General features: G+C 33.5%; 23 protein-coding genes. 8 read left to right on the top strand and 15 right to left on the bottom strand.

All coding sequences use genetic code 11. The features are described from left to right. Positions 1–177: 177 nt before the first annotated feature. From AC0L0O_RS16195 to exsE, 4 genes are read left to right on the top strand one after another with little or no spacing between them, the layout of a single operon-like run. On the top strand, positions 178–660 hold the full coding sequence (locus AC0L0O_RS16195; protein ID WP_001195473.1) for an RNA polymerase sigma factor: 483 nt from the start codon (positions 178–180) through the stop codon (positions 658–660). After that, complete coding sequence (locus AC0L0O_RS16200; RefSeq protein ID WP_000972359.1) at positions 657–1,100, top strand: hypothetical protein; 444 nt, start codon at positions 657–659, stop codon at positions 1,098–1,100. Before AC0L0O_RS16195 ends, AC0L0O_RS16200 begins: the two co-directional genes overlap by 4 nt. Next, positions 1,093–2,163 carry a hypothetical protein gene (locus AC0L0O_RS16205; RefSeq protein WP_001039087.1) on the top strand — a complete coding sequence of 357 codons (1,071 nt, stop codon included), beginning with the start codon at positions 1,093–1,095 and terminating at the stop codon, positions 2,161–2,163. The genes AC0L0O_RS16200 and AC0L0O_RS16205 overlap by 8 nt, the downstream gene beginning before the upstream one ends. Continuing rightward, positions 2,160–3,116 carry an exosporium protein ExsE gene (gene exsE, locus AC0L0O_RS16210; RefSeq protein ID WP_001261411.1) on the top strand — a complete coding sequence of 319 codons (957 nt, stop codon included), beginning with the start codon at positions 2,160–2,162 and terminating at the stop codon, positions 3,114–3,116. Before AC0L0O_RS16205 ends, exsE begins: the two co-directional genes overlap by 4 nt. A gap of 30 nt (positions 3,117–3,146) precedes the next feature. Here the strand turns inward: exsE and AC0L0O_RS16215 are convergent, their stop codons facing one another. From AC0L0O_RS16215 to AC0L0O_RS16225, 3 genes are all read right to left on the bottom strand, one after another. After that, the gene (locus AC0L0O_RS16215) at positions 3,147–4,394 is read right to left on the bottom strand and encodes a DUF445 domain-containing protein (protein WP_000058317.1); all 1,248 of its coding nucleotides are present in this window, start codon (positions 4,392–4,394) and stop codon (positions 3,147–3,149) included. Between the two features lie 144 nt (positions 4,395–4,538). Continuing rightward, a complete protein-coding gene (gene dsdA / locus AC0L0O_RS16220) occupies positions 4,539–5,879 on the bottom strand; it encodes a D-serine ammonia-lyase (protein WP_000658356.1) in 1,341 nt (446 codons plus the stop codon). Between the two features lie 247 nt (positions 5,880–6,126). Next, entirely contained in the window at positions 6,127–7,680 is a 1,554-nt protein-coding gene (locus tag AC0L0O_RS16225) for an IS200/IS605 family accessory protein TnpB-related protein (protein WP_473785880.1), read from the bottom strand. Between the two features lie 255 nt (positions 7,681–7,935). Here AC0L0O_RS16225 and AC0L0O_RS16230 point away from each other — a divergent pair, with 255 nt between their 5' ends. Continuing rightward, complete coding sequence (locus AC0L0O_RS16230) at positions 7,936–8,481, top strand: helix-turn-helix domain-containing protein (protein ID WP_000427643.1); 546 nt, start codon at positions 7,936–7,938, stop codon at positions 8,479–8,481. 50 nt (positions 8,482–8,531) lie between these two features. On the opposite strand, the gene AC0L0O_RS16235 is transcribed toward AC0L0O_RS16230, so the two are convergent. From AC0L0O_RS16235 to AC0L0O_RS16260, 6 genes are all read right to left on the bottom strand, one after another. Further along, the gene (locus AC0L0O_RS16235; RefSeq protein WP_000454866.1) at positions 8,532–9,212 is read right to left on the bottom strand and encodes a prolipoprotein diacylglyceryl transferase family protein; all 681 of its coding nucleotides are present in this window, start codon (positions 9,210–9,212) and stop codon (positions 8,532–8,534) included. A 17-nt stretch (positions 9,213–9,229) separates the two neighbouring features. Further along, on the bottom strand, positions 9,230–9,784 hold the full coding sequence (locus AC0L0O_RS16240) for a TlpA family protein disulfide reductase (RefSeq protein WP_000733163.1): 555 nt from the start codon (positions 9,782–9,784) through the stop codon (positions 9,230–9,232). A gap of 18 nt (positions 9,785–9,802) precedes the next feature. Next, positions 9,803–10,516, bottom strand: coding sequence for a cytochrome c-type biogenesis protein CcdA (gene ccdA, locus AC0L0O_RS16245; RefSeq protein WP_000990441.1), 714 nt, complete (start codon positions 10,514–10,516; stop codon positions 9,803–9,805). Positions 10,517–10,569: 53 nt separating this feature from the next. After that, the gene (locus AC0L0O_RS16250; protein ID WP_000871918.1) at positions 10,570–11,382 is read right to left on the bottom strand and encodes a M56 family metallopeptidase; all 813 of its coding nucleotides are present in this window, start codon (positions 11,380–11,382) and stop codon (positions 10,570–10,572) included. A 4-nt stretch (positions 11,383–11,386) separates the two neighbouring features. Beyond that, positions 11,387–11,800 carry a BlaI/MecI/CopY family transcriptional regulator gene (locus tag AC0L0O_RS16255; protein WP_000495063.1) on the bottom strand — a complete coding sequence of 138 codons (414 nt, stop codon included), beginning with the start codon at positions 11,798–11,800 and terminating at the stop codon, positions 11,387–11,389. Between the two features lie 107 nt (positions 11,801–11,907). Beyond that, positions 11,908–12,306 (bottom strand): DUF3942 family protein, encoded by a 399-nt coding sequence (locus AC0L0O_RS16260; RefSeq protein WP_001983153.1) that lies wholly within the window; start codon positions 12,304–12,306, stop codon positions 11,908–11,910. 393 nt (positions 12,307–12,699) lie between these two features. Here AC0L0O_RS16260 and AC0L0O_RS16265 point away from each other — a divergent pair, with 393 nt between their 5' ends. Continuing rightward, entirely contained in the window at positions 12,700–13,398 is a 699-nt protein-coding gene (locus tag AC0L0O_RS16265) for a peptidase E (RefSeq protein ID WP_000762140.1), read from the top strand. Between the two features lie 56 nt (positions 13,399–13,454). Here the strand turns inward: AC0L0O_RS16265 and AC0L0O_RS16270 are convergent, their stop codons facing one another. Both AC0L0O_RS16270 and AC0L0O_RS16275 read right to left on the bottom strand, forming a co-directional pair. Next, on the bottom strand, positions 13,455–14,864 hold the full coding sequence (locus AC0L0O_RS16270) for an MATE family efflux transporter (protein ID WP_000804157.1): 1,410 nt from the start codon (positions 14,862–14,864) through the stop codon (positions 13,455–13,457). 98 nt (positions 14,865–14,962) lie between these two features. Next, complete coding sequence (locus AC0L0O_RS16275; protein WP_001280286.1) at positions 14,963–15,727, bottom strand: DUF2087 domain-containing protein; 765 nt, start codon at positions 15,725–15,727, stop codon at positions 14,963–14,965. Positions 15,728–15,951: 224 nt separating this feature from the next. Here AC0L0O_RS16275 and AC0L0O_RS16280 point away from each other — a divergent pair, with 224 nt between their 5' ends. Then, a complete protein-coding gene (locus AC0L0O_RS16280; protein ID WP_473785881.1) occupies positions 15,952–16,737 on the top strand; it encodes an MBL fold metallo-hydrolase in 786 nt (261 codons plus the stop codon). A gap of 36 nt (positions 16,738–16,773) precedes the next feature. Here the strand turns inward: AC0L0O_RS16280 and AC0L0O_RS16285 are convergent, their stop codons facing one another. Continuing rightward, entirely contained in the window at positions 16,774–16,935 is a 162-nt protein-coding gene (locus AC0L0O_RS16285) for a hypothetical protein (protein WP_033692505.1), read from the bottom strand. 163 nt (positions 16,936–17,098) lie between these two features. Between AC0L0O_RS16285 and AC0L0O_RS16290 the strand changes: the two genes are divergently transcribed. Next, positions 17,099–17,521, top strand: a complete 423-nt coding sequence (locus AC0L0O_RS16290; RefSeq protein WP_000669061.1) for a PH domain-containing protein — start codon at positions 17,099–17,101, stop codon at positions 17,519–17,521. 87 nt (positions 17,522–17,608) lie between these two features. On the opposite strand, the gene fumC is transcribed toward AC0L0O_RS16290, so the two are convergent. From fumC to AC0L0O_RS16305, 3 genes are all read right to left on the bottom strand, one after another. Continuing rightward, positions 17,609–18,997 carry a class II fumarate hydratase gene (gene fumC / locus AC0L0O_RS16295; protein WP_473785882.1) on the bottom strand — a complete coding sequence of 463 codons (1,389 nt, stop codon included), beginning with the start codon at positions 18,995–18,997 and terminating at the stop codon, positions 17,609–17,611. A gap of 255 nt (positions 18,998–19,252) precedes the next feature. Next, on the bottom strand, positions 19,253–20,656 hold the full coding sequence (nhaC, locus tag AC0L0O_RS16300; protein ID WP_000843974.1) for a Na+/H+ antiporter NhaC: 1,404 nt from the start codon (positions 20,654–20,656) through the stop codon (positions 19,253–19,255). A 332-nt stretch (positions 20,657–20,988) separates the two neighbouring features. Continuing rightward, positions 20,989–21,648 (bottom strand): class I SAM-dependent methyltransferase, encoded by a 660-nt coding sequence (locus tag AC0L0O_RS16305; protein ID WP_001104686.1) that lies wholly within the window; start codon positions 21,646–21,648, stop codon positions 20,989–20,991. Between the last annotated feature and the right edge of the window lie 23 nt (positions 21,649–21,671).

Genomic DNA, 21,671 nt, shown 5'->3' on the forward strand with positions numbered 1-21,671 from the left:
TTCATATAGCCTCCTTCTTAAAAATATATTATTCTTTTTTTACAACATGTGTAGGGTGACTTATCATTCTTTACGTCTATATAATAGAATGCGTCAAAAAGGAGGGAGAGACCCATTGAGGAAAAACAATTAATTGAAAAAGCACAACAAGGAAGCGAACATGCTTTTCGTATCCTTGTGCAAACATATCGTCATTATATTTTTCAAGTTATCTTTTCTATTTTAAGACATGAAGAAGATGCGAAAGATGTTACACAAGAAGTATTCGTAAAAATTCACGCCTCTCTCCCTAATTATCAATTTCGCGGATTGAAAACATGGATGGCTCGAATTGCCACCAATCACGCTATTGATTATAAGAGAAAGAAAGCTAGAGAAAATGAAGAACTCTCCTTATGTAAAGAAACTGAGGAAAATATAAAATCCTCTCATAATATTGAGGATTTATTATTGACGAAAGAGCAAAAATTACTCATCGCTCAAAAACTGAGAGAACTTCCCGAAAATTACCGTGACGTCGTTCTCGCACATTACTTAGAAGAAAAAAGTTATCAAGAAATTGCTTTGCAGGAAAAAATCGAAGTAAAAACAGTCGAAATGAAACTGTATCGAGCAAGAAAATGGATTAAAAAACATTGGAAGGAGGAAGAGTTTCTATGATGCATTATTCAAAAGAAGATTGGCGCAATTATACATTAGATTCTATAGAAAGCAATGAACGTGAATCTATGGAAGAACACCTTTATGAATGTGATCATTGTTTAGCACTTTATATGGAAAGTATTGATGAACAACAGGAAAACCTTCCAATGATAAATGATGATTCATTTACGAACGAAGTTATGACACAAATTAATTTTGAAACGCTACAGTCTAATGAAAATATGAAATCAAACCAACTAAAGCGTACGATTATCCATTACATAATTGCAACCGCGGCTACAATTATTTTTATGGTAAGTGGTTTATTCCAATATATTTTTACAGCGACATCAAATTTCGAGAAATCTTCAAAACATAACGAGTCTTCTATCTCACAACAAATTGTAAACAAATCAGTAGACACATCAAAAAAAGACGGAGGTTCAAAGCATGAATAAAAATCCCTTTTTAGCACTTGTATTAGGGCTAATTCCTGGGCTTGGACATTTATATTTAAAGAAATTTGGACGGTTTATTTTATATAGCGGGGGAGCTTTATTTCTATTTATCTTCGCAGTATTTTGTACAGTAGAATTAGGAGAGCGCACCATTGCTTTTCTTTCCCTATTTTTACTAGCTGTTTTATGGGTAATTAACTTACTAGATTTAGTTATCACCATTATAAACCAAACGAAAAAACAAGAAGCTGGAGAATTGACAGATTCCTCTAAAGAGAGCGAACGATTTTATATCATTCTCCTATCAATCATCCCTGGACTTGGACATTTTCAATTAGGGCTTATGCAACGTGGACTTACATTTTTAGTAGCTTGCACAGGAATCGGAAGTATGATTATTTTCGTTGCACTTTTAACATCGCAAGAAAGTTTTCTTATCTTCCTTATTACATTACCTGTTTTATGGATTTACAATTTCTTCGATGTTGTTCAGCAGCTCCAGAAAAAAGAACGTGGCGAGCAACTAGATGATCGTACTATTTTCGAAGAGTTTGAAGAGCATCGTGAACAAGGAAAGAAGAATAAAACATTCGCTTCTATTTTAGCGATGTTCCCTGGAGCAGGACATATGTATTTAGGTTTGCAACGCCGTGGTCTTCAGCTTATGGCAGCCTTTTTACTATCAATTTATTTACTCGACTTATTAAGACTTTCGGCGTTTTTATTTTTAGTACCAATCATTTGGTTCTATAGCTTTTTTGACGCTTTACAGCAAACTTCAAAATATGGAAAAGAACGTGTACATGACGAACCTATCATTGATTATTTTATCAATCATCAAAGATGGATCGGTATTGGGTTAATTACACTCGGTGGTTATTATTTATTAGATCAAACACTCCTTCCTATTTTGAATAATTACTTTGCAACTATATTTAACATTCATCTTAGCGAGCTGTATTATCGCTATTTCCAAACATCTATCGTTGCACTCCTCTTAATTGGTGGCGGCTTTAAATTGTTACTTGGAAATAAAGAAAACAAAGGTGGTACGAAAGAATGAGAACATGGCGCGTTGGAACATTTTCAATGGGGCTTTCTATTATTTCATTAGGTTGCTTCTTACTATTTTCAGTTATACAAGGTACTAAGGTATTAGATTCCTTAACAGCATGGTGGCCTGTTTTACTTATTATACTTGGCGTGGAAATTTTACTATACCTTCTATTTTCTAAGAAGGAACAATCCTTTATTAAATATGATATTTTTAGTATTTTCTTTATCGGCGTTTTAGGAAGCGTTGGAATTGCTTTTTACTGTTTATTATCAACTGGATTGCTAGAAGAAGTTCGTCACTCTATTAACACAACGAGGCAAACGAGTAATATTCCAGATGGACAATTTGATATACCTGAATCTATCAAAAAAATCGTAGTAGATGCAGGACATCAGCCTCTAACGATAGAGGGAAATAATACAAATCAAATTCATCTTCTTGGAACTTATGAAATAACGACGAAAGCAAATGAAAAACTCAATTTAAAACAAGATGATTTCCTTTCCGTTCAAACGGCTGGAGAAACGATGTATATCACTTTAAAATCATTACCTGTTCAGCATACGTTATTTAATTCAGCACCACAGGTGAAACCAACGCTTGTTCTTCCGCAAAATAAAAATGTGGAAATCCGTGCTTCCAATAACGAACTATCTCTTTATCCAGGTCAATTACAAAACAATTGGTTTGTACAAGAAAGCTCAAGAGTGTCTGTCCATCTTGCAAAAGAGAGTGATGTATCTTTAACAGCAGTAACGAATCAAAAAGAAACACATGGCAGCTCACCTTGGGAACAAGTTGAAGATGTAACGAAAAAAGAAGATACTACTTCAGAAGAAAATCTAGAATTCAACGGGCAAGAACATTGGTATAAAAATTCGATTAAAACTGGAAACGGAACGTACAAGTTAAACATTGAGAAAGCTTACAATTTAAATATGAGTGTTATTGAAAAGTAAAAAACCTTCCACAATTGTGGAAGGTTTTTCTTATATAATCGCTTTAATTCCTTCTAACACTAATCCAATCATAAATCCGCAAACAGCTCCGTTCACTCGAATCCACTGTAAGTCTTTACCGACGTTATTTTCAATCATTTCAATTAATGTTTTATCATCTAACTTATCAAGGTTTTCTTGTACAAGTTTTCCGATTTTTGAATGGTTATTTTCAACAAGCTTCACAACTTGTTTTTGTAACCATTCTTCTATTTTTTGAACAGTTTGTTCATCTTCTTTTATTTTATTCATTTGTGTTTGTAAAAATGGAATAATATATTTATCAGCAAATTCTTCGTTATTTACAAAGGTAACTGCTCTTTGTTGTACTTGCCCAAGCATTTCTTTTATTTTGTCAGTACCATCCCAATTCGCAATCCATTTTTCTTTCCAATTTTCTAACTCCTGTAGTAAAGCTTCATTTTCTTTTACATTTATAATTTCTTGACGAATTTTCGCTAATATAAGTTGTCTCGTGCTATTATCAGCATCTTGTAAGCTGTTAATATTACTAATAATAAACTTCTGCAAAATACCGCCAATTTTATCTTCATCTACAATATTCATAAATGATTTCAAAGTAAACTGCAAGAATCCATCTACTTTTATATTTTCCATCGCCTTCATACCTAAGCTTCCGAGCTGGTAACGCGCTTCATCTTGCGCTGTCCAGTCTTTCACTTTTACTAATATGTAATCAAGTGTCTTTTCATCATATTCTTGCACAACTAATTGATCAACAAGCACTTGTAAAATGTTACTTGTATTAATTGTATGCAAATATGTTTTTAATTCTTTTTCAAAAATAACCGCTAATTTTTCCGTATCTATTGAAACAATCGCCTTTTCAGCAATCGTTACAATCCCTTTTTTCACAGCATCAGACTGCATTTCTCTCTCTGCAATTTGCAGCACCATTTGTGCTAACTGCATCTCTTTTACTTTATTCGTAATACTTTCTTTCGTTAGCCACTCATTTTCTAACGTATTAATGAGTCCTTTCGTTACTCGTTTACGATTTTTAGGTAACAAAGCTGTATGCGGAATTGGAATTCCCATCGGATGACGGAATAATGCTGTAACTGCGAACCAATCCGCAAGTCCACCAACTAATCCAGCTTCAAATCCTCCTTGTATAATCTCACCTGCTACCGTTCCTTGAAATGGAATAGAAGCTGCAAAACCTACTCCCATAACCCCAAGCGAAATACCCGCTATATATTTAGTCTGTAATGACATCGTATACACATCCTCTTATTATGTAAAATAAAGCTTTTTGTTGTATTTATTCAATATTAGTTATCCTTTATCTATACTATAAAGAACTATTGTGAAAATAACAAAGATTTTTATGTACATGAAAAAATGAGGCTACAACTAGCCTCATTTTTCTAATATTGTTAATGCCTCACCTGTTTTATAATACCCATTCATCACATCTTCTGGAACCATACTACCGCCCGTTCCCCATACAATATGAGTACCTTTTTGCATCTTCTCCATTAACTGTTGCTTTTGTAAATACGCATCTTCTTTACATACTTTCACTGGTCCTATCATACCTGCTAATGCAGAAGGCTCTAAATAAATATTCTCTGTATCAGCTAGTTCTTTTAACAATCTATATAACTCTCCATCGCTTACTGTGTAATTCCCACTCAAAAATGGTTCCATCGTTTTACCAACAAATCCAGATGGCCTTCCTACCGCAAGTCCGTCCGCGTCTGTTACATTATCAATTCCGATATCTTGAACGGCGATTTTATCATGAAGTCCTGTCATTAACCCGATTAACATACATGGAGAATGTGTTGGCTCTGCAAAGAAACAGTGTACGTTGTCTTTATACAATAACTTTAAACCAAATGCGACTCCGCCAGGTCCGCCACCTACTCCGCATGGCAGATAAACGAATAAAGGATGCTCTTCATCCACTACAATTTCTAACTCTTCTAATTGTTTTTGTAAACGCGATGCTGCTACTGCGTATCCTAAAAATAAATCATGTGAGTTTTCATCATCTACAAAATAACAACTAGGATCTGCATCTGCTTGCTGGCGCCCCTCTTCTACAGCTTTACTATAATCAGCTTCATATTCAATAACATTTACACCTTTACTTCTTAATAAATCTTTTTTCCATTGTTTCGCGTCTGCTGACATATGAACAGTTACGTTAAAACCTAGTTTCGCACTCATAATCCCAATGCTTAGCCCTAAATTCCCTGTAGAACCGACCGCAATTGAATATTTGGCAAAAAACTCTCTACATGTATCACTATCTAAAATGGAATAATCATCTCCTTCTGTTAACATACCTTGCTGCAAAGCTAATTGTTCAGCATGTTTCAACACTTCATAAATGCCGCCTCTAGCTTTAATTGATCCTGATATCGGGAGATGACTATCACATTTTAAGAATAATTCTCCTAAAATAGGTTGCTCGTAATGTTTCTCTAAAGCTTGTTTCATAGAAGGGATTTTCAATAAAGGTGATTCAATGATGCCTTTCGTCTCTTTCGTTTCAGGAAAAACTTTCGCAATGTATGAAGCAAAATGCTTTAACCTCTCCTCCGCATCTTTTACATTCTCTTCACTGAGTGGCGAATCTTTTATTGCCGTTTCATACTTTTCCATGTTCGGATTCACCCAAAACACTTCTTCTGTTTCAATCAATTTATTTAATAGTGGATATTCCTCTTTTAATTTCTCTATTTCCTTCATTCCTCTTCCTGGTTTAAAATTCTTATAAAAATCTATAAATTGTTGGCGAACCAAGTCAAATGCCAACTACCGAAAAGGAATCTCACCTTTTTCCTGTCCGTAAGATTTGTGACCTTTTCATCCACCTATTGTGAAAGAATGACGGCAGGTTCCTGTTAGGAACGATCTGCTCTTGCATACTACCATTCATCCAAGTCAGTAGTATGCAAGAGGTTATAAGAAATAAACCAGTACCCCCCTTCTATATTTAAATTTTAAATAATAATTGTTGATTGTTCATATAAACAGTTTTGTGAAGAATACTCCACAATTTCCAATTGTGATGATCTTTCCATGTTTTAATCGTTTGTAGCCATTTTTTATATACTTTTTTCGTATTCGTATCCTTTTCGCTTTCTTCCATTGAAGCGACAAAAATACGGAGTTTTGTTGTAATTTTGTTTTTTAATAACAGAACAACTTCTTTAGGTAATCTTTCTTGGAAACCTAATCCACGTCTTACGATTGTGAACGCAGCGGTTTCGTGAACACTAATACCAAACTTTTTACAGTATTTTAATTTTCCGATCACACTTGTATAGGCAGGATTTACTGTTTTGACAGAAAATCCGTTACGAAGAGCCATACGAATTAAACTATCCAACATTTTTTTATACGTAAATTGATGAAATTTACGATTGCTGTATTTATCAGTATCATGAGACTGTTGGAATTTCAAATCCTCTAAAACAATACCACCTACATTGTTTTCTATTAACCATTTTTTGATTTGTTGTACGATTTGTCCGATTACTGTTGTGCGTTTGTTTGTTGAAAATGTATCAAGATTGTGTAAGTAAAAGATCTTCGAACCCTTAAAATTACCTTGTTTTGTACATAAACTAACTGCAATTCGATCCGGATTCACATCGATCCCTGCAATTAAATCAGATTGTGGTGTTTCTTTAAAATCTAATACACGACCTATTTCCGTTTCATCAAACGTAATGTTTACATAAAAATCATTTTGTTTGCGAATAATTTCTACACTATATTTTTGATGATCTATAATCGGTTTTCCTTTTGGATTTACACCGATTTGTTCTCCCATAACAACATTTGTGATTTCATGATAAAAACGATATGGAATAATAATCGGAACTTTGATTCGTGGGCTTTTTGTTTTTCCATTTGTTCGTCCTAATGAATTTGCAATTTCTAACCATCCTTGCCCACAATCATCAACTGTAATGCGCATGTTCAAATTCCCTTTTTTACTTTTATCTCCGCGAGAATATAATTGCCTTGTACGTAAATCTTTCCATTCTTGATTGGATATCTTATCTTTCATTCTTTCATAGAAATTTTTCCGTCCACCAAAAATAATAGGAGGTAATGTTCCATTTTTAATATGTGTTTCATACATTTCAATTTTTTGTTCTAATTTTTGTTGTCTTTTTCTTAATCCAATTAGACACATTTCTAATGAAACTTTTTTTGGGTTTTTCCTGCCACTTTCATAATCATCTTTTTTTTGTAATGTTTTTTCTAATTTTTTTTGATTGTTTTCTAGGTAAACAGGAAGAAGTTCTTTTTGGGAGGAAAGGATGGTTTGTACTTGCAAAACTGCATCTTCACAAAAGCGTTTGTTTAACAAATATTTAAGTTGTAGTTTTTTAATCAATTCTTTCTCGCTTTCTCCTTCAATTAAACGATTAAAACTATATCGTTTTGCACTTTCGAACGTACGGATCAAAGTAATTAAAGCTTCCGTTTGTTCTTTTGTAATAGAATTGATTTTACAAGTACGTGTTGTTTTCATCCTTTTCCCCCTTTTCATCACCTGAAAATATTATAGGTTGAATTCTGTAAAATATAAAACCTGTAATTGTAAATTTTTATAGTTTTTTATAGATTCTTATTTACTGTTATTACCTCCTCATCACCTTGTAGCTTACGATTTAATAAATTATAATTAAATTAATTTTAATATAGTTTAACATAAATTATCCACTTTAGTTAATTTTAATTTAACTTATTTAAATATAATTTAATAATCAGTAAGGAGATTTTCAATATGGAAAATATAGATATTGGTAAAAAAATTGAAAAACAAAGAAAAGAAAAAGGTTTAACGAGTAAAGAACTTGCAAAGATGGCTGATATTACACCATCTATGTTAAGTCAAATTGAGCGTGGATCTGCTAACCCTTCTATCCAAACATTAAAAGTACTCGCTAAGGCCCTTGATGTTCCAACATTTAGCTTTTTACTTGAAGATACCAATACAGACGATTTAATTGTACGTTCTCATAAACGCAAAAAAATGATTATCGATAATTTATCATATGAAATGCTATCACCTGATTTCACAGGAAATTTAGCAACAGCAATTATGACCGTCCCGCCGAATACAGCTTCATCAGAAAATGTACTAGAACATAAAGGTGAAGAATTAGCATATGTATTAGAAGGGAAAATCACATTACATTTAAATGAAGAAGAGTACATATTAGAAACTGGTGATAGCGTAAAAATACCCGCTTATTTAAAACATAAATGGGTAAATCAATTCGAGCAAAATGCCATTGTTTTATTTTCTGTTACTCCGCCGATTTTTTAATAGCTGTAATAAAAATAGCCACGTGCGGATTCCTCCGCACATGGCTATTTTTATCTTTTCGGTACGAACAAAATCCCTAAACTCATAATACAAAAACTGAGTATTTGCTGCATCGATAAACCAAATAGAACTGAATTCTGTTCACTAACAAGTGAAATAATAATATGAGCAAACCCCTCAATAATTAGAAAAACACTTATATTCTTTCCATTTCCAAGCCTTTCATTTTTCATCCATAACAAGCCCACTATACAAAGAGCCAGAATGATCTCGTATGCGAATATAGGATGATATAAAAAATTAGATTCATATACTTTCACACCCCAAGGCAATGTCGTTTGTACTCCTACTTTTTGGTGGAATAGAAAATAAAAAATAATACTCATACATAGCGCAATAGGTAATGCATCAAGTAAAGTACGAAGCGAAAATTGCCCCTTTTTACTTTTCCAAACAATGTATACACTTGCAATTATGCATCCTACTACAATATGTTTCGTACTTCCTATAGCTAATAATGCTTGCAGTGGCGACCTAATAGCCCATACTGGATTTAAAATTGCCGGTGCAAATTTCCATACAAATACGATGATAAGAAAAGCATTTGTTACTGCATCCATCATTTTTTCATATGGTACACTTTCGTTCTTCATCTTTCGTTTCATCAACATAAATCCAAATAAACTTCCAATTATAAGAGATACGGGTTGTAACCTCACGATCCACTCCATCACTATGAAATCCCCTCTTAACTCTCAATTAATTTCTTGAATTTCTCTTCTAATTGATCTGGAGGTAGTACGCCTCGTACTTGCTCTACGATAATTCCATCTTTATTAACAAAAAATGTCGTTGGTAAAGAAAACACTTTATAATCTAATCCGGCTACTCCGTCCATATCTAGTAAAACAGGAAACTTAAATCCGTGACGATCCGCAAAAGCGCTCGCTTCTTGCACTGGATCTCCTATTGTTGCATTTACCGCAAAGATTTCAACATCCTTTTTATATTTATCATACATACGAACTAAGTCAGGCGCCTCCATTTCACATGGACCACACCATGATGCCCAAAAATTAATAAGATATGGTTTACCTTTTGCATCATGTAACGAATACAGCTTCCCATCTAATCCTTTTAATGTTATGTCTGGTGCTTTAAATCCTACTTGTGGTAATACTTCTGTTTTCTGTAATTCCGCTTGTTTCGCTTTTCTTTCTTTTTCTTCTTTCTTTGAATTATAAAAATTAACTCCGGCCCAAATTAATGCTCCGGCCAGTATAATAGCAATTAGTTTCTTCACTTTTTTTCCTCCTCATTTTTAAAAACCTGTAAATCCGCCGAATAGACGAATAAAGAATGCTGTAATTTTCGTCATTTGATTTGTATACAATAAAATACCTGTTACAATCATCATTCCACCGCCAATTTTCATCATGACATTGGCATATGTAACAATCCATTTTATCTTCCCAATAAAGAATGCCATCACGAAAAATGGAACTGCAAATCCAAGCGTATACGCTGTAATATAAAGAAGTGCCCCTTCAGGATTCGTCGCACCAAGCATGAGTACAGCTGAAAATATCGGTCCAACACATGGAGTCCAACCCGCTGCATATGTCATACCGACTAAAATCGAGCGAATATATCCAGTCGATTTACTTCTATACTGCACCTTTTTCTCTGCCATAAGCCACTTAGGCTGAAACAAGCCCGTCATAAATAGCCCCATTAAAACAATAAAAATCCCACCAATTTGTTGAATTAATTTTTGGTTAGATGAAAATGTGATTCCAATCCAGCTTACTGATAAACCTAACGCGTAAAATATAACCGAAAATCCGATCATAAAAAATACGGTATGTATAATCGCTGATTTTTGCATAATCCCACGATTTTCTTTTAAATCTTGAATAGACACACCTGTAATATAAGATAAATAAGATGGATATAGCGGTAAAGAGCATGGTGATATAAATGACAATACTCCTGCCCCTGCTACAAGCCAAATTGTTAAATCTGCTGCATTCATTTTATTCCCCCTAAAACACTACAACAAGTAGTGTTAATTCTTAAAAAAAGAGGCTATATGCACTCTCCGACAATTAGCACAACCGACATACAAAATAAACCTAATGTTACATATACCGAATTCGTATGTAACGGAATAGTAAGCTTAACAACTTTTTCATTTAACACTTGCTCGATTCGTAAATTGATTGCTGTTTTTGCAAATGAAGCTGTAACACATCGATTTTCCATTGTCTTTATTTTAATTAATTTTAATAACGCGCTACCTAACTCAAACGAAGACTCCATTTTTTGCATCGCATATTTATCAGCAGCTAGCTCCTGATACGTATGATACCGCTGTAACAAGCCTTTTAAGACCGGTATGTACATCATTCCTTCTGCTAATAACGTAAAACAAAATAATTTTAACGGATCATGATTATTTTGATGATATTCTTCATGGAAAATAATTGCATCCATTTCTTCATCTGAAAATGTTTGAATCATCCCTTCTGATATGACAACTTTCGGACGAAATAGCCCAATTGTAAATGCCGCAACTTCCGCAGTCGGCAATATATATATTTGCTTTCCTTTTCGGATGAAAGGGATAAGTACTTTTTGTAATCTTTTACTATAAAAAAATTGTCGCCATATCCTTTTACACACGATAAACACAGTAAGTAGTAGAAATCCAGCGATTATAATACGAATGAGCGATAACTCCTTCATATGTTTTTCTAATTGAAACAAGCAAAAATTTGAAAGGAAGAACATCTTATTTTGAAACAGAAATGGATATGTAACGTAATACACTAGCATACTGAAAAAGAGTATACTAACAATTCCTGCTAACAATACGATTTTACGCATTTGCCATTTCATTTCATTAATCCTCTTTTTTTAACTGACTCAATTTGTCTTCTAATTTTTTTATTAAATTCGGATCAGCTTGCTCTAATTCATCTAGCATATGATTTACAACTAAATCTCCAAATTCCCCCATCAATTCCTGTGTCATTTTCTTCGTTTGATTGGATAAGAATTCATCTTTTGTTTGTACAGCACGATATATGCCACTTCTTTTCACAGTTTGTTTTTCTAAGTGTAATTTCTCTACTAACCTGTTCATAACTGTCATCACAGTGTTAAAATTCACAGGTGATTCTTCACTTAATTTCTGCTGCACTTCTTTAATCGTAATCCCTTCGCTAGACCAAACAATCTCCATAATTTTCGCTTCAAGCGGTCCAAAGAAATGATTTAACCCTTGCTCATTTAGCTTATAGTTTTGAGTAAACATCGCATAGCTCCTTTCACACTACGAATTGTAGTATAAATTAAACGAAAGGTCAAACGCAAATGATATATACGAAAATTCACTACCTATAAATACATAGGCCATTCCATTCATTTTAAACCTAATTTTTCTCCAAATGTATCAAAGAGATACTGCTCTAATATTTGTACACTAAATTTCTCATTACGCCCAAGTGCAAACAATTCCCGATCTTTCGCTACGATCGTATCTAACGGGATAACGACATTATCTACTATTTTTGTAATTTCAATGATGTTACTTTTTACATTTACCTCTGTTTTAAATTCAATGTTTTCTAATACGATATGCGAGCGTCTTCCTGATGCAAAAAAAGTAAAGTTAGGATTTTTATAAATACCAATTTCACTCTCTAGCGGATATAAATACTGAAAAATGATATCTCTATGTCCATCTTTTATTATTTTTTCATCCTTCTCATCATCCAAGTATTCCTTCACCTTCGTTGTAAATTCGAATCGAAAATCCACTTTTTTCACGCTCCCTCTTTGTATTTTTATATTAAATAAATATATTGAAATAATTTTACCATATTGTAATACAAGTTCCTATTAAAAGTAAAAACTCATTTGTAAAATCTCTATTATTTCCGATTCCTTTTTAAAGTATAAGCACTCATTCAATATGAATACATGCTTCTTTATATCCATTTAAACATATTGTTTCCATATTTTGAAACAATAGTATGAAGTATTATATATTAATAAATTGTTTCTAATTCATTTCCCAATATAACCAGCCTTTTCTTTACTATTCCGATATATTTAAACTATATTTTCTACTTAATCATTACATCACAGAAGGAATGTAACTCTCTTCTATCGAATTTTTATATAACGAAAATGATTAGGTGGTGCTTTACTATGAAATTAGCTGTCATTGGTGGCGGTGATTTACAAGATTCCAATCACTCGCCTATTAATGAGCGACTTATAGAATTAACAAATAAACAATATCCGAAAGTATTATTCATTCCTACAGCTAGTCATGATGATGAAAGCTATATAAAATTATTTTTAGACACATTTGAAAAACAATTACACTGTGACGTACAAATTTTACGTATTATAGCTGATACACCTTCTAAATATGAAATAGACGAAATGATTCAGTCTGCTGATTTAATTTATCTCGGTGGCGGGAACTATATTCAAATGGTTACAGAATGGAAAGAACATAAACTCGATGAAAAATTACTATTGGCTCTGCAGCAAGGAACGCTCATTGCAGGATACAGCGCTGGTGCTATGTGCTGGTTCACATCTAGCATCCGCTCAGATTATGAAGGTTCCGGTTATATAGAGAGCAACGGCTGGGGAATTGTGAACAAAAGGTTTTGTCCACATTATAATCAATTAAATAGAATGAACGCCTTCCATTCCTTTTTACAAAATCATCAAGGTAATATAGAAGGCATTGCTCTAGAGGATAATTGTGCCTTATATATTACAGAAGAATCTTTTGAAATTATCGGTGAACCAGAAAAAGCTTGGGAGTTTTATATGAGTGATAACAAACTCATTAGACAACATTTTGATATTACTTTAAAAAGCTATTTATAAAGATACCTTTACAAAAAATGTCCCTAAGTAAAATAACTTAGGGACTTTTTCAATATTTAACTCACTAATCGTGTAATTCGTTTCTTCTGCCATGAAAGCTTATAATATGCATATTGTAGTATTAAACTGACAATAAACGCTGCTGGGTACCCAATCCATATCCCTTCTATACCAAGACTTGTATGGTAAGAAAGGTAATACGCTACAGGTACTTCTACAAGCCATATTGATACGACACCGATAACAGTTGGCCATAATACTGTACCACTCGCTCGCATTGTCGCACTAATAATTTGCGCATGCCCGAAAATTAAATAACTCCATAATGTAATCATAACTAGGCTATGAGCAATTTCAATTGTAGTTTGACTCGTTAAAAACAGTGATAGAATGTCTCTTGAGAACAAGTAAATAAGAGATATTAGCACACCACCGATGACGTAGTTCATAATAATTCCGGCCTTCACAACTTTCTGCAATCGATCAAATTGATTCGCACCAATTGATTGTGCAGCAAAAATGGAGACCGTAATACCAAGACTAACTGCTGGCATTTGCACATAACTTGCAACTTGGTTCACAACCCCATAAGCTGCTGTTGCATCTGAACCGTAACGATTTACAAACGCGATTACCGCAATTTCTGATAATGAAACTAATATCATATTAATACTCGCTGGAATACCGAGTCGTAGCAATAGCTTTAATAAATCCCAATCCATTCGAAGATATTTCCTTACCGTACTATCTAATTGTAGTGGGTGATTTTTTTTCTTTAAATACACTAACATGACAATAAACGTAATAACTGTAGATATAACAGAAGCATAGGCTGCTCCATACACATCTAATTTCGGAGCTCCTAACCATCCAAAAATAAGAATCGGTAATAAGATCATATTTAGCGCTGTACTTACAATTAAAAAATAAAATGGCGTTTTAGAATCTCCTGTCCCTCTCATAAATGTTGTGTATGCGAAATACAAAAATAATACTGGCATCGATATAAATAAAATACGTGCATAATGTACACTTATTTCAATAATATTTTCTGGCGTTCCCATAAGGCGCATAATATCCATCGCAAAAATACTACCTACTATCGCCAACACAACTCCAATAATAAAGGTAAATGTTAGCGTCGTACCAACAATCGCTTTTAAACGATCTTCGTTTTTTGCCCCAAACGCCTGACCTATTAAAATGGAACTACCAGAACCAATACCAATTACAAATGAAACGAGTAAGAAAAATAGTGGAAAGAATGCTGATATGGCCGCTAAATCATTCACTCCAAGCCATCTCCCTACTACTACCATACCAAATAATTGTCCGACCGATTGTAATACATTACTTAATAGTAACGGTACTAAAAACATGGACATCGATTTCCATATCGGCTTACTCTCACTTTCTAACTTATGCGACTCCGCACCTTCTTTATTGTTATCTGTAGGTGGTTTCAAATTTCATTTCTCCTTTTATTAAAAATCTGTTTTTCAACTTACATCTCTTTGTATATTTGTTATAACGATGTGCTTCTATTCATTTTCTTCTCCATATACTATAACTTCACCCAATATTGGCTTCCATCATCTGTTCTATCTAAAAAACCATATTCAATTAAATATCTTCTTAAAGTCACAAAATCTGGGTATACACTTTCTATGATAGTATTTACTTCTTTTTCCGTGTACTTTTTATTACTATCAAACTTCGTCACTAAATGGCGTAATATAATTAATTTACGCTTTTGTTTTTTCGGGAATTTAGAAAGCGGTCCATCTAAGCCTTCTGTAAAATGTGCTTTTAATACTTCATCATTTTCTTCTTCTGTAATATTGTAACGATCATCTACCATCGTTGCTGTTCTATGAATAGGTACAAATTTCATTTGTACTTTCGATTTTTCTTCTGACAGTTCCATTAACGCTAAAAATACTTTCGCTTGTTTCATTTTCTCTCGAAGTGTAAACCGATGATTGCGGATAGTTGAAGTACTTCCGCCATCCATCTCTTTTACAATCTCTTTATCATTCAGCCCCATATGGAAAAACTGAACCATTTTCTTTTGCAAATCAGTTAAACCTGTATACTTCTTATCAAGGTTTAATAAATAATCAAACATAGACGTATGTTCGTTTTGCACATGCAATTGTACAAACTTCTCTGCTTCATACAAAACTTGATTATCTTGATAAATAACCCCCTTAATAAACGTTTCTCCACAAGCTAAACAAATATACTCTTCCGTTTCCTCATCAAACACATACCCTTTTTTCAATTCCTCTACCGACGCATCCCAAAACTTCTCTGAAATATCGCTCATACTAAACACTCCTTTAAAATGTCCATTTTAAAACAAACAAATTTTAATAACGTTTATTATCACTTCATCATCTTAACATAAACGAAATAAACATTTCAATGTTTCGTTTACCTATTTTGCAAACTTTTATAAAAATGTCTATAAGATATTCTTTAAAAAGGATATGAAGCAATAAAAAGCGAATGTATTTAATAAATAAATTACGATAGGATGTGAAACAAAACATGACTATTCTGCACGACCCTTGGTTTACTGTTAAACAAATTGCCCAAAATACATATGCGATTAGTGAATATGGACATTGGGAGCAAGTACATTCCTTCTTGCTTTTAGGCGATACTACCGCACTCCTTATCGATACTGGACTAGGTATCGATAATCTGAAGCGTATAACTGACCAACTAACAAACTTACCAATTATTGTTGTCACAACACATGTCCATTGGGATCATATCGGTAGTCACGCACAATTTGAAGAAATCTATGTACATGCTTTAGAGGCGGATTGGCTCATTAATGGCATAAAAGGACTTCCTATTACTCAAATTAGGCACGACATCGCTCGTGATATTACTTTACCTACACCTAAAACATTTCAACCTGAAACATTCAAACCCTTTCAAGGAACACCAACAAAATTACTACAAGATGGAGATATGATTGATATCGGAAATAGGGAGATTCAAATTATACATACGCCAGGTCACTCACCAGGACATATTTGCCTATATGATTATGAATCTGCTTTTTTATTCACAGGAGATTTACTGTATGAAGGCACGATTTTTGCATTTTATCCATCTACAAATCCTGTAGATCTAGTTCAGTCTCTAAATAAAATTACAAACGTCTTTCCTATTAAACAAATTTTTGGTTCACATCATACCCTCGGCCTTTCACCTGTTATATTGAAAGAGGTGAAATATGCTATTCAATATTTAAATGATAAAGAGCTGATCAAACATGGGACTGGTATTCATACATTCCAAAACTTCAGCATTCAATTTTAACTACAAAAAAGGTGTTTCTGTATAAGAAAACACCTTTTACTTTTTATATATTCTATTTACAGTCTCTACTAAAACCTTACTTGCTTGTACAAATGTATGCTTTCGGTTTCTATCTTCAACAAATGTATTAGCACAACTCCCCATAATCATCATACAACTAATTATGACTAACGCTATCTTTCTATTCTTGTAAGTCACTTCATGCCACTCCACTATTAGAAAACTTCTTTTGAATGTATTCCATCAAGAAATTTTACATGAATAATAAAACGCGTGAATATGCAATTATGCATATTCACGCGTTTTATTACGATGTTATGATTTAATTTAGTTAAAGTACATGTATACCGAGGTGACCAACTTGAAATTTAAAGCGAAAAAAAATCCATTTCACGTCATTTTCATTTCATTATTTATCATGATTTTTTTCATTTCGCTATTCTTCCAAAATGAAAATTCTATTTTTTTCACTCTCATGATGCTGCTAAATGTCGTAAATCTTTCTTCCTTCTATTTTTCTCACTACCATATAACTGCTTCATCTCTTATTGTAAAACATGGTTTCATATTTCATACTGAAATTCTATTTAAAGACATCCGTCACGTTAAATATGCTGGTAAAAAACTTCATTCAAAGAAATGGACTAGACAGCAATTAGAAATCCATTACAATTTATTTGACTCTGTAACTGTTTTTATACCCCAAGAAGAAGAAAAGTTCCTTTCAGTCTTAAAAGAAAACTGTCCGCATATGAAAGTATTGAATATGCCTGCTAACAAATAATTTATTTTGGTACTTACAGTAATACAAATAGAAAAGATAAATATTAAAAAAGCCAAGATTCTAAACAAAGAATCTCGGCTTTTTTTATTACTCTTTCGGAGCAATCATTTTTTTCGGATCGACAATTTCATCAAATTGCTCTTTTGTTAGTAGTCCAGATTGCAATGCTGCTTCTTTTAAAGTTAACCCTTCTTTATGAGCATGCTTCGCAATTTTTGCTGCATTTTCATATCCGATATGCGGGTTTAATGCTGTAACAAGCATTAATGAACGATTCACATTCTCTTTAATGACTTCTTCATCTGCTTCAATACCAACTGCACAATTATCATTAAATGAAACAATTGCATCTGCTAATAAGTGAGCGGATTGTAAGAAGTTATATGCAATAACAGGTTTAAATACGTTCAACTCAAAATTACCTTGACTCGCAGCAAATCCGATTGTTGCATCATTCCCCATCACTTGCGCTACAACCATCGTTAATGCTTCACTTTGCGTTGGATTTACTTTACCTGGCATAATAGAGCTTCCCGGTTCATTTGCTGGAATAATAATTTCTCCAAGACCACTACGTGGACCACTTGCAAGCCAACGTACATCGTTAGCAATCTTCATTAAATCCGCAGCTAATGCTTTTAATGCACCGTGAGTATATACAACTTCATCATGGCTCGTTAATGCATGGAACTTATTTGGTGCAGAAATAAATTGTTTACCTGTAAATTGGCTAATTTCCTCTGATACCATCTCACCAAATTTAGGATGAGCGTTAATACCTGTTCCAACTGCTGTACCACCAATCGCAAGCTCTTTCATATATGTATTGCTCTCTGCAATCATACGCTCTGTTTTTTCAAGCATACGGTGCCATCCACTAATTTCTTGTCCTAATGTTAACGGTGTCGCATCTTGTAAATGTGTACGACCAATTTTTATAATATGTTCAAATGCAGTTACTTTTTCTGCTAACGTTTCTTTTAATTTCGTAATAGCTGGTAATACGTGATTTTCTACTGCGAGTACACATGCTACATGAAGCGCTGTTGGAAATGTATCATTTGAACTTTGGGACATGTTCACATCATCATTCGGATGAATATGTACGTCAGATCCCTTTTCTTTCAAAATTTGATTCCCACGATTTGCAATTACTTCATTCACATTCATGTTTGATTGTGTACCACTACCTGTTTGCCACACGACAAGCGGAAAATGTTCATTCCATTTCCCTGCAATGATTTCGTCAGCAGCTACCACAATTGCTTCTGCTTTTTCTTCTGATAGCTTTCCTAATTTTTGATTGCTAAGCGCTGCACTCTTCTTTAAAATTGCAAATGCTTTTACAATTTCAAGCGGCATTTGCTCTGTTCCAATCGGGAAGTTTTCTTTACTACGTTGTGTTTGTGCTGCCCATAATTTATCAGCTGGAACTTTTATTTCTCCTAATGTATCTCTTTCAATTCTGTACTCCATGTTTTCATCCCCTTGAAAATATAATACCTACATCTCTTATAATAACAGACTTTCTCTTAAATGATAAGAATTCTCACTCTTATATATAGATATTATATATTTATTTAAAAAAATTCCTCTTGACCTAAACTTAAGTTTAGGCTGTATCCTTTCCTTTGTAACCTACTATAACACTACTGGAGGAATTCAATATGAAAAAATATGCTTTCATAATAAAAAATCACCTTCTACAACACGTAGAAGGTGATTTTTTATTTATGACGCTTCTTTTCCTTTTTCAGCATCATCTACATACCAAATGAACTTGCCTGTATATCCGTAAATAACTGCTAAAATTAACGATACGAAGCTTAACCACATAAATGGAATGTATGATATCGTCGCAACACCTAAAATACCAGCCATAAAAATACCGTTATCCGACCATGGAACCATACCTGAAGTTAATGTTCCACCTACTTCTGAGTTACGCGCTAATACGCGGCGGTCGATTTTTAGTTTATCATAACTTTCTTGCATAATTTTCGGTGTTAAAATAAGTGATACGTACATCGCACAGCCAAATATGTTCGCTAAAAATGCAACGATTAATGTAGATAATGTTACATTACCAGCAGAATTTAATTTCTTTTCGAATTTTGATACGATTACTTTTAAAACACCTAATTTTTCAAGTAATCCACCAAACCCTAAACCGAAAATAATTACGGCTACTGAACCGAGCATACCGTTAATTCCGCCACGGTTTAATAACTTATCGACAAACTCAACGCCTGATTGAATTGAGAATCCGTTATATGCTGTTCCAATTGCGTCTCCAAAGTGCATTCCTTGGAAAACAGTTGCCCAAATTGCGCCAAGTAAAGCTCCCATTGCAATTGTAGGCATAGAAGGCTTCTTCATTGCTAATAGTACAATGACAATAATCGCCGGAACTAACATCCATATTTTAATATCAAAGTGTTTTAATAATGATTCCTTTAAAAATTCTACTCGATTTAAATCTACGTTATCTCCGCCATACATCCAACCAGCTACAGTAAACATAATGCTAGTAATAATATACGCTGGAACGTCTAATACAAGCATAGCTCGTACGTGTGCAATAACATCTACTTTTGCCATAGATGCTGCAAGTACTGTACTATCAGAAAGTGGCGATAATTTATCCCCGAAATAAGCACCTGAAAGAACTGCACCAGCAACAAGTGGTAATGGTAACCCAAGACCTTCACCAATTGCCATCATAGCAATACCTGCTGTTCCTACCGTTCCCCAAGATGTTCCTGTTGCGATAGAAGTTATCGAACAAATAATTAATGTTGCTAATAGGAATATGCTAGGGTGAATAAATTCTAATCCATAATAAATTAATGTTGGTACTATCCCACCAGCAATCCATGTTCCAATTAAAGCACCTACTGCAACTAAAATGAGTATTGCTTCTAATCCGTTAGAAATCCCTTTCGTAATTGCATCTTGCAATTCTTGATAACGAAATCCTAATCTTAATCCAAGCGCAATTACTAAAAACCATGAAATAAATAGCGCTAATTGAATTGGGAGATCAAAAATCGTTTGGAAGGAAAAAACAACAGCAAGAAATAATAATAAAAGAACTATGATTTCTAGCATCGATGGTAATCTTACACTTTTCATTTTTTTCTCTCCTTACAAGTCGATAACATGATGTATGTCGTCTTACGTATATGCAGTATACAATTAGCGAAGACAAAACAAAATTTTCATATTATTTCGATTTATTTTTCCAGTATAATATATTGGACACCTTTTCTATTGTAAAAGTAGATGCTACTTTTCGCAATGGAAAATATAAAAAATGTTGCATTTTTTATATTTAACAAGCAAAGGGTAACTTTTTCAATATTTTCCATCATAAAACGTTTTACTATTATACTCACCGTTTAAAGGCATATCATTATTCCCCACACAAAAAAGCACACATCATTCAAATGATGCATGCTCCACTTTTATTTATACATATCTTGTATTTCTTCTTTATTTTTAAGTATTTCCTTAAATCTATCACTACAACCTTTCGGAAATAATACTCCAAGTCCATATGAATGCTGGAACTGAAAATGAGGATACTTCGCTTTCACCTCATCCCAAAATTTATACACGCCGAAGTTTCGATCTTTCACCTCAATATCATGAAATAATACGATACCGTTATCCGCAAGTTTCGGTAACCATGTTTTATAATCATGAGAAACTGCTTCATACGTATGATAGCCATCAATATGCAACAAATTTATCGTTCCATCTTGAAATTGATCAACAGCCTCATCAAAAGTAGATTTAATTAAATTACCTATATTGGGATAACTCGTTTTCACTACTTTATCTACAATATGGAACACACCTTCTCCATATGGACCTGTATGCCCATCTCCTGTCCAAGTATCTACAGCAAAACATTTTGTAGCTAATCCCCCATCCTTTACCCCTTGGCAAAAACTAAAAAAAGAAGCGCCCATATGTGTACCTAGCTCAACTAATATTTCTGGTTTTTCAAATCTTACTAAATCGTATGCGAACTCCAAATGCCCAAGCCACGCAGTATTCGCACGAATAAATGGACTAAAATTATCAAATTCAAATGTTGGTTTATGAGTAACCCAGTTCATCGCGTATCTCCTTCTACACATAT

The organism is Bacillus sp. GS3m_15504, assembly GCF_055825275.1.

Coding starts and splice junctions, on each gene's coding strand:
- AC0L0O_RS16200 (WP_000972359.1), top strand. CDS start 657: ATGATGCATTATTCAAAAGAAGATTGGCGCAATTATACATTAGATTCT.
- AC0L0O_RS16205 (WP_001039087.1), top strand. CDS start 1,093: ATGAATAAAAATCCCTTTTTAGCACTTGTATTAGGGCTAATTCCTGGG.
- exsE (WP_001261411.1), top strand. CDS start 2,160: ATGAGAACATGGCGCGTTGGAACATTTTCAATGGGGCTTTCTATTATT.
- AC0L0O_RS16215 (WP_000058317.1), bottom strand. CDS start 4,394: ATGTCATTACAGACTAAATATATAGCGGGTATTTCGCTTGGGGTTATG.
- dsdA (WP_000658356.1), bottom strand. CDS start 5,879: ATGAAGGAAATAGAGAAATTAAAAGAGGAATATCCACTATTAAATAAA.
- AC0L0O_RS16225 (WP_473785880.1), bottom strand. CDS start 7,680: ATGAAAACAACACGTACTTGTAAAATCAATTCTATTACAAAAGAACAA.
- AC0L0O_RS16230 (WP_000427643.1), top strand. CDS start 7,936: ATGGAAAATATAGATATTGGTAAAAAAATTGAAAAACAAAGAAAAGAA.
- AC0L0O_RS16235 (WP_000454866.1), bottom strand. CDS start 9,212: ATGGAGTGGATCGTGAGGTTACAACCCGTATCTCTTATAATTGGAAGT.
- ccdA (WP_000990441.1), bottom strand. CDS start 10,516: ATGAATGCAGCAGATTTAACAATTTGGCTTGTAGCAGGGGCAGGAGTA.
- AC0L0O_RS16250 (WP_000871918.1), bottom strand. CDS start 11,382: ATGAAATGGCAAATGCGTAAAATCGTATTGTTAGCAGGAATTGTTAGT.
- AC0L0O_RS16255 (WP_000495063.1), bottom strand. CDS start 11,800: ATGTTTACTCAAAACTATAAGCTAAATGAGCAAGGGTTAAATCATTTC.
- AC0L0O_RS16265 (WP_000762140.1), top strand. CDS start 12,700: ATGAAATTAGCTGTCATTGGTGGCGGTGATTTACAAGATTCCAATCAC.
- AC0L0O_RS16275 (WP_001280286.1), bottom strand. CDS start 15,727: ATGAGCGATATTTCAGAGAAGTTTTGGGATGCGTCGGTAGAGGAATTG.
- AC0L0O_RS16280 (WP_473785881.1), top strand. CDS start 15,952: ATGACTATTCTGCACGACCCTTGGTTTACTGTTAAACAAATTGCCCAA.
- fumC (WP_473785882.1), bottom strand. CDS start 18,997: ATGGAGTACAGAATTGAAAGAGATACATTAGGAGAAATAAAAGTTCCA.
- nhaC (WP_000843974.1), bottom strand. CDS start 20,656: ATGAAAAGTGTAAGATTACCATCGATGCTAGAAATCATAGTTCTTTTA.
- AC0L0O_RS16305 (WP_001104686.1), bottom strand. CDS start 21,648: ATGAACTGGGTTACTCATAAACCAACATTTGAATTTGATAATTTTAGT.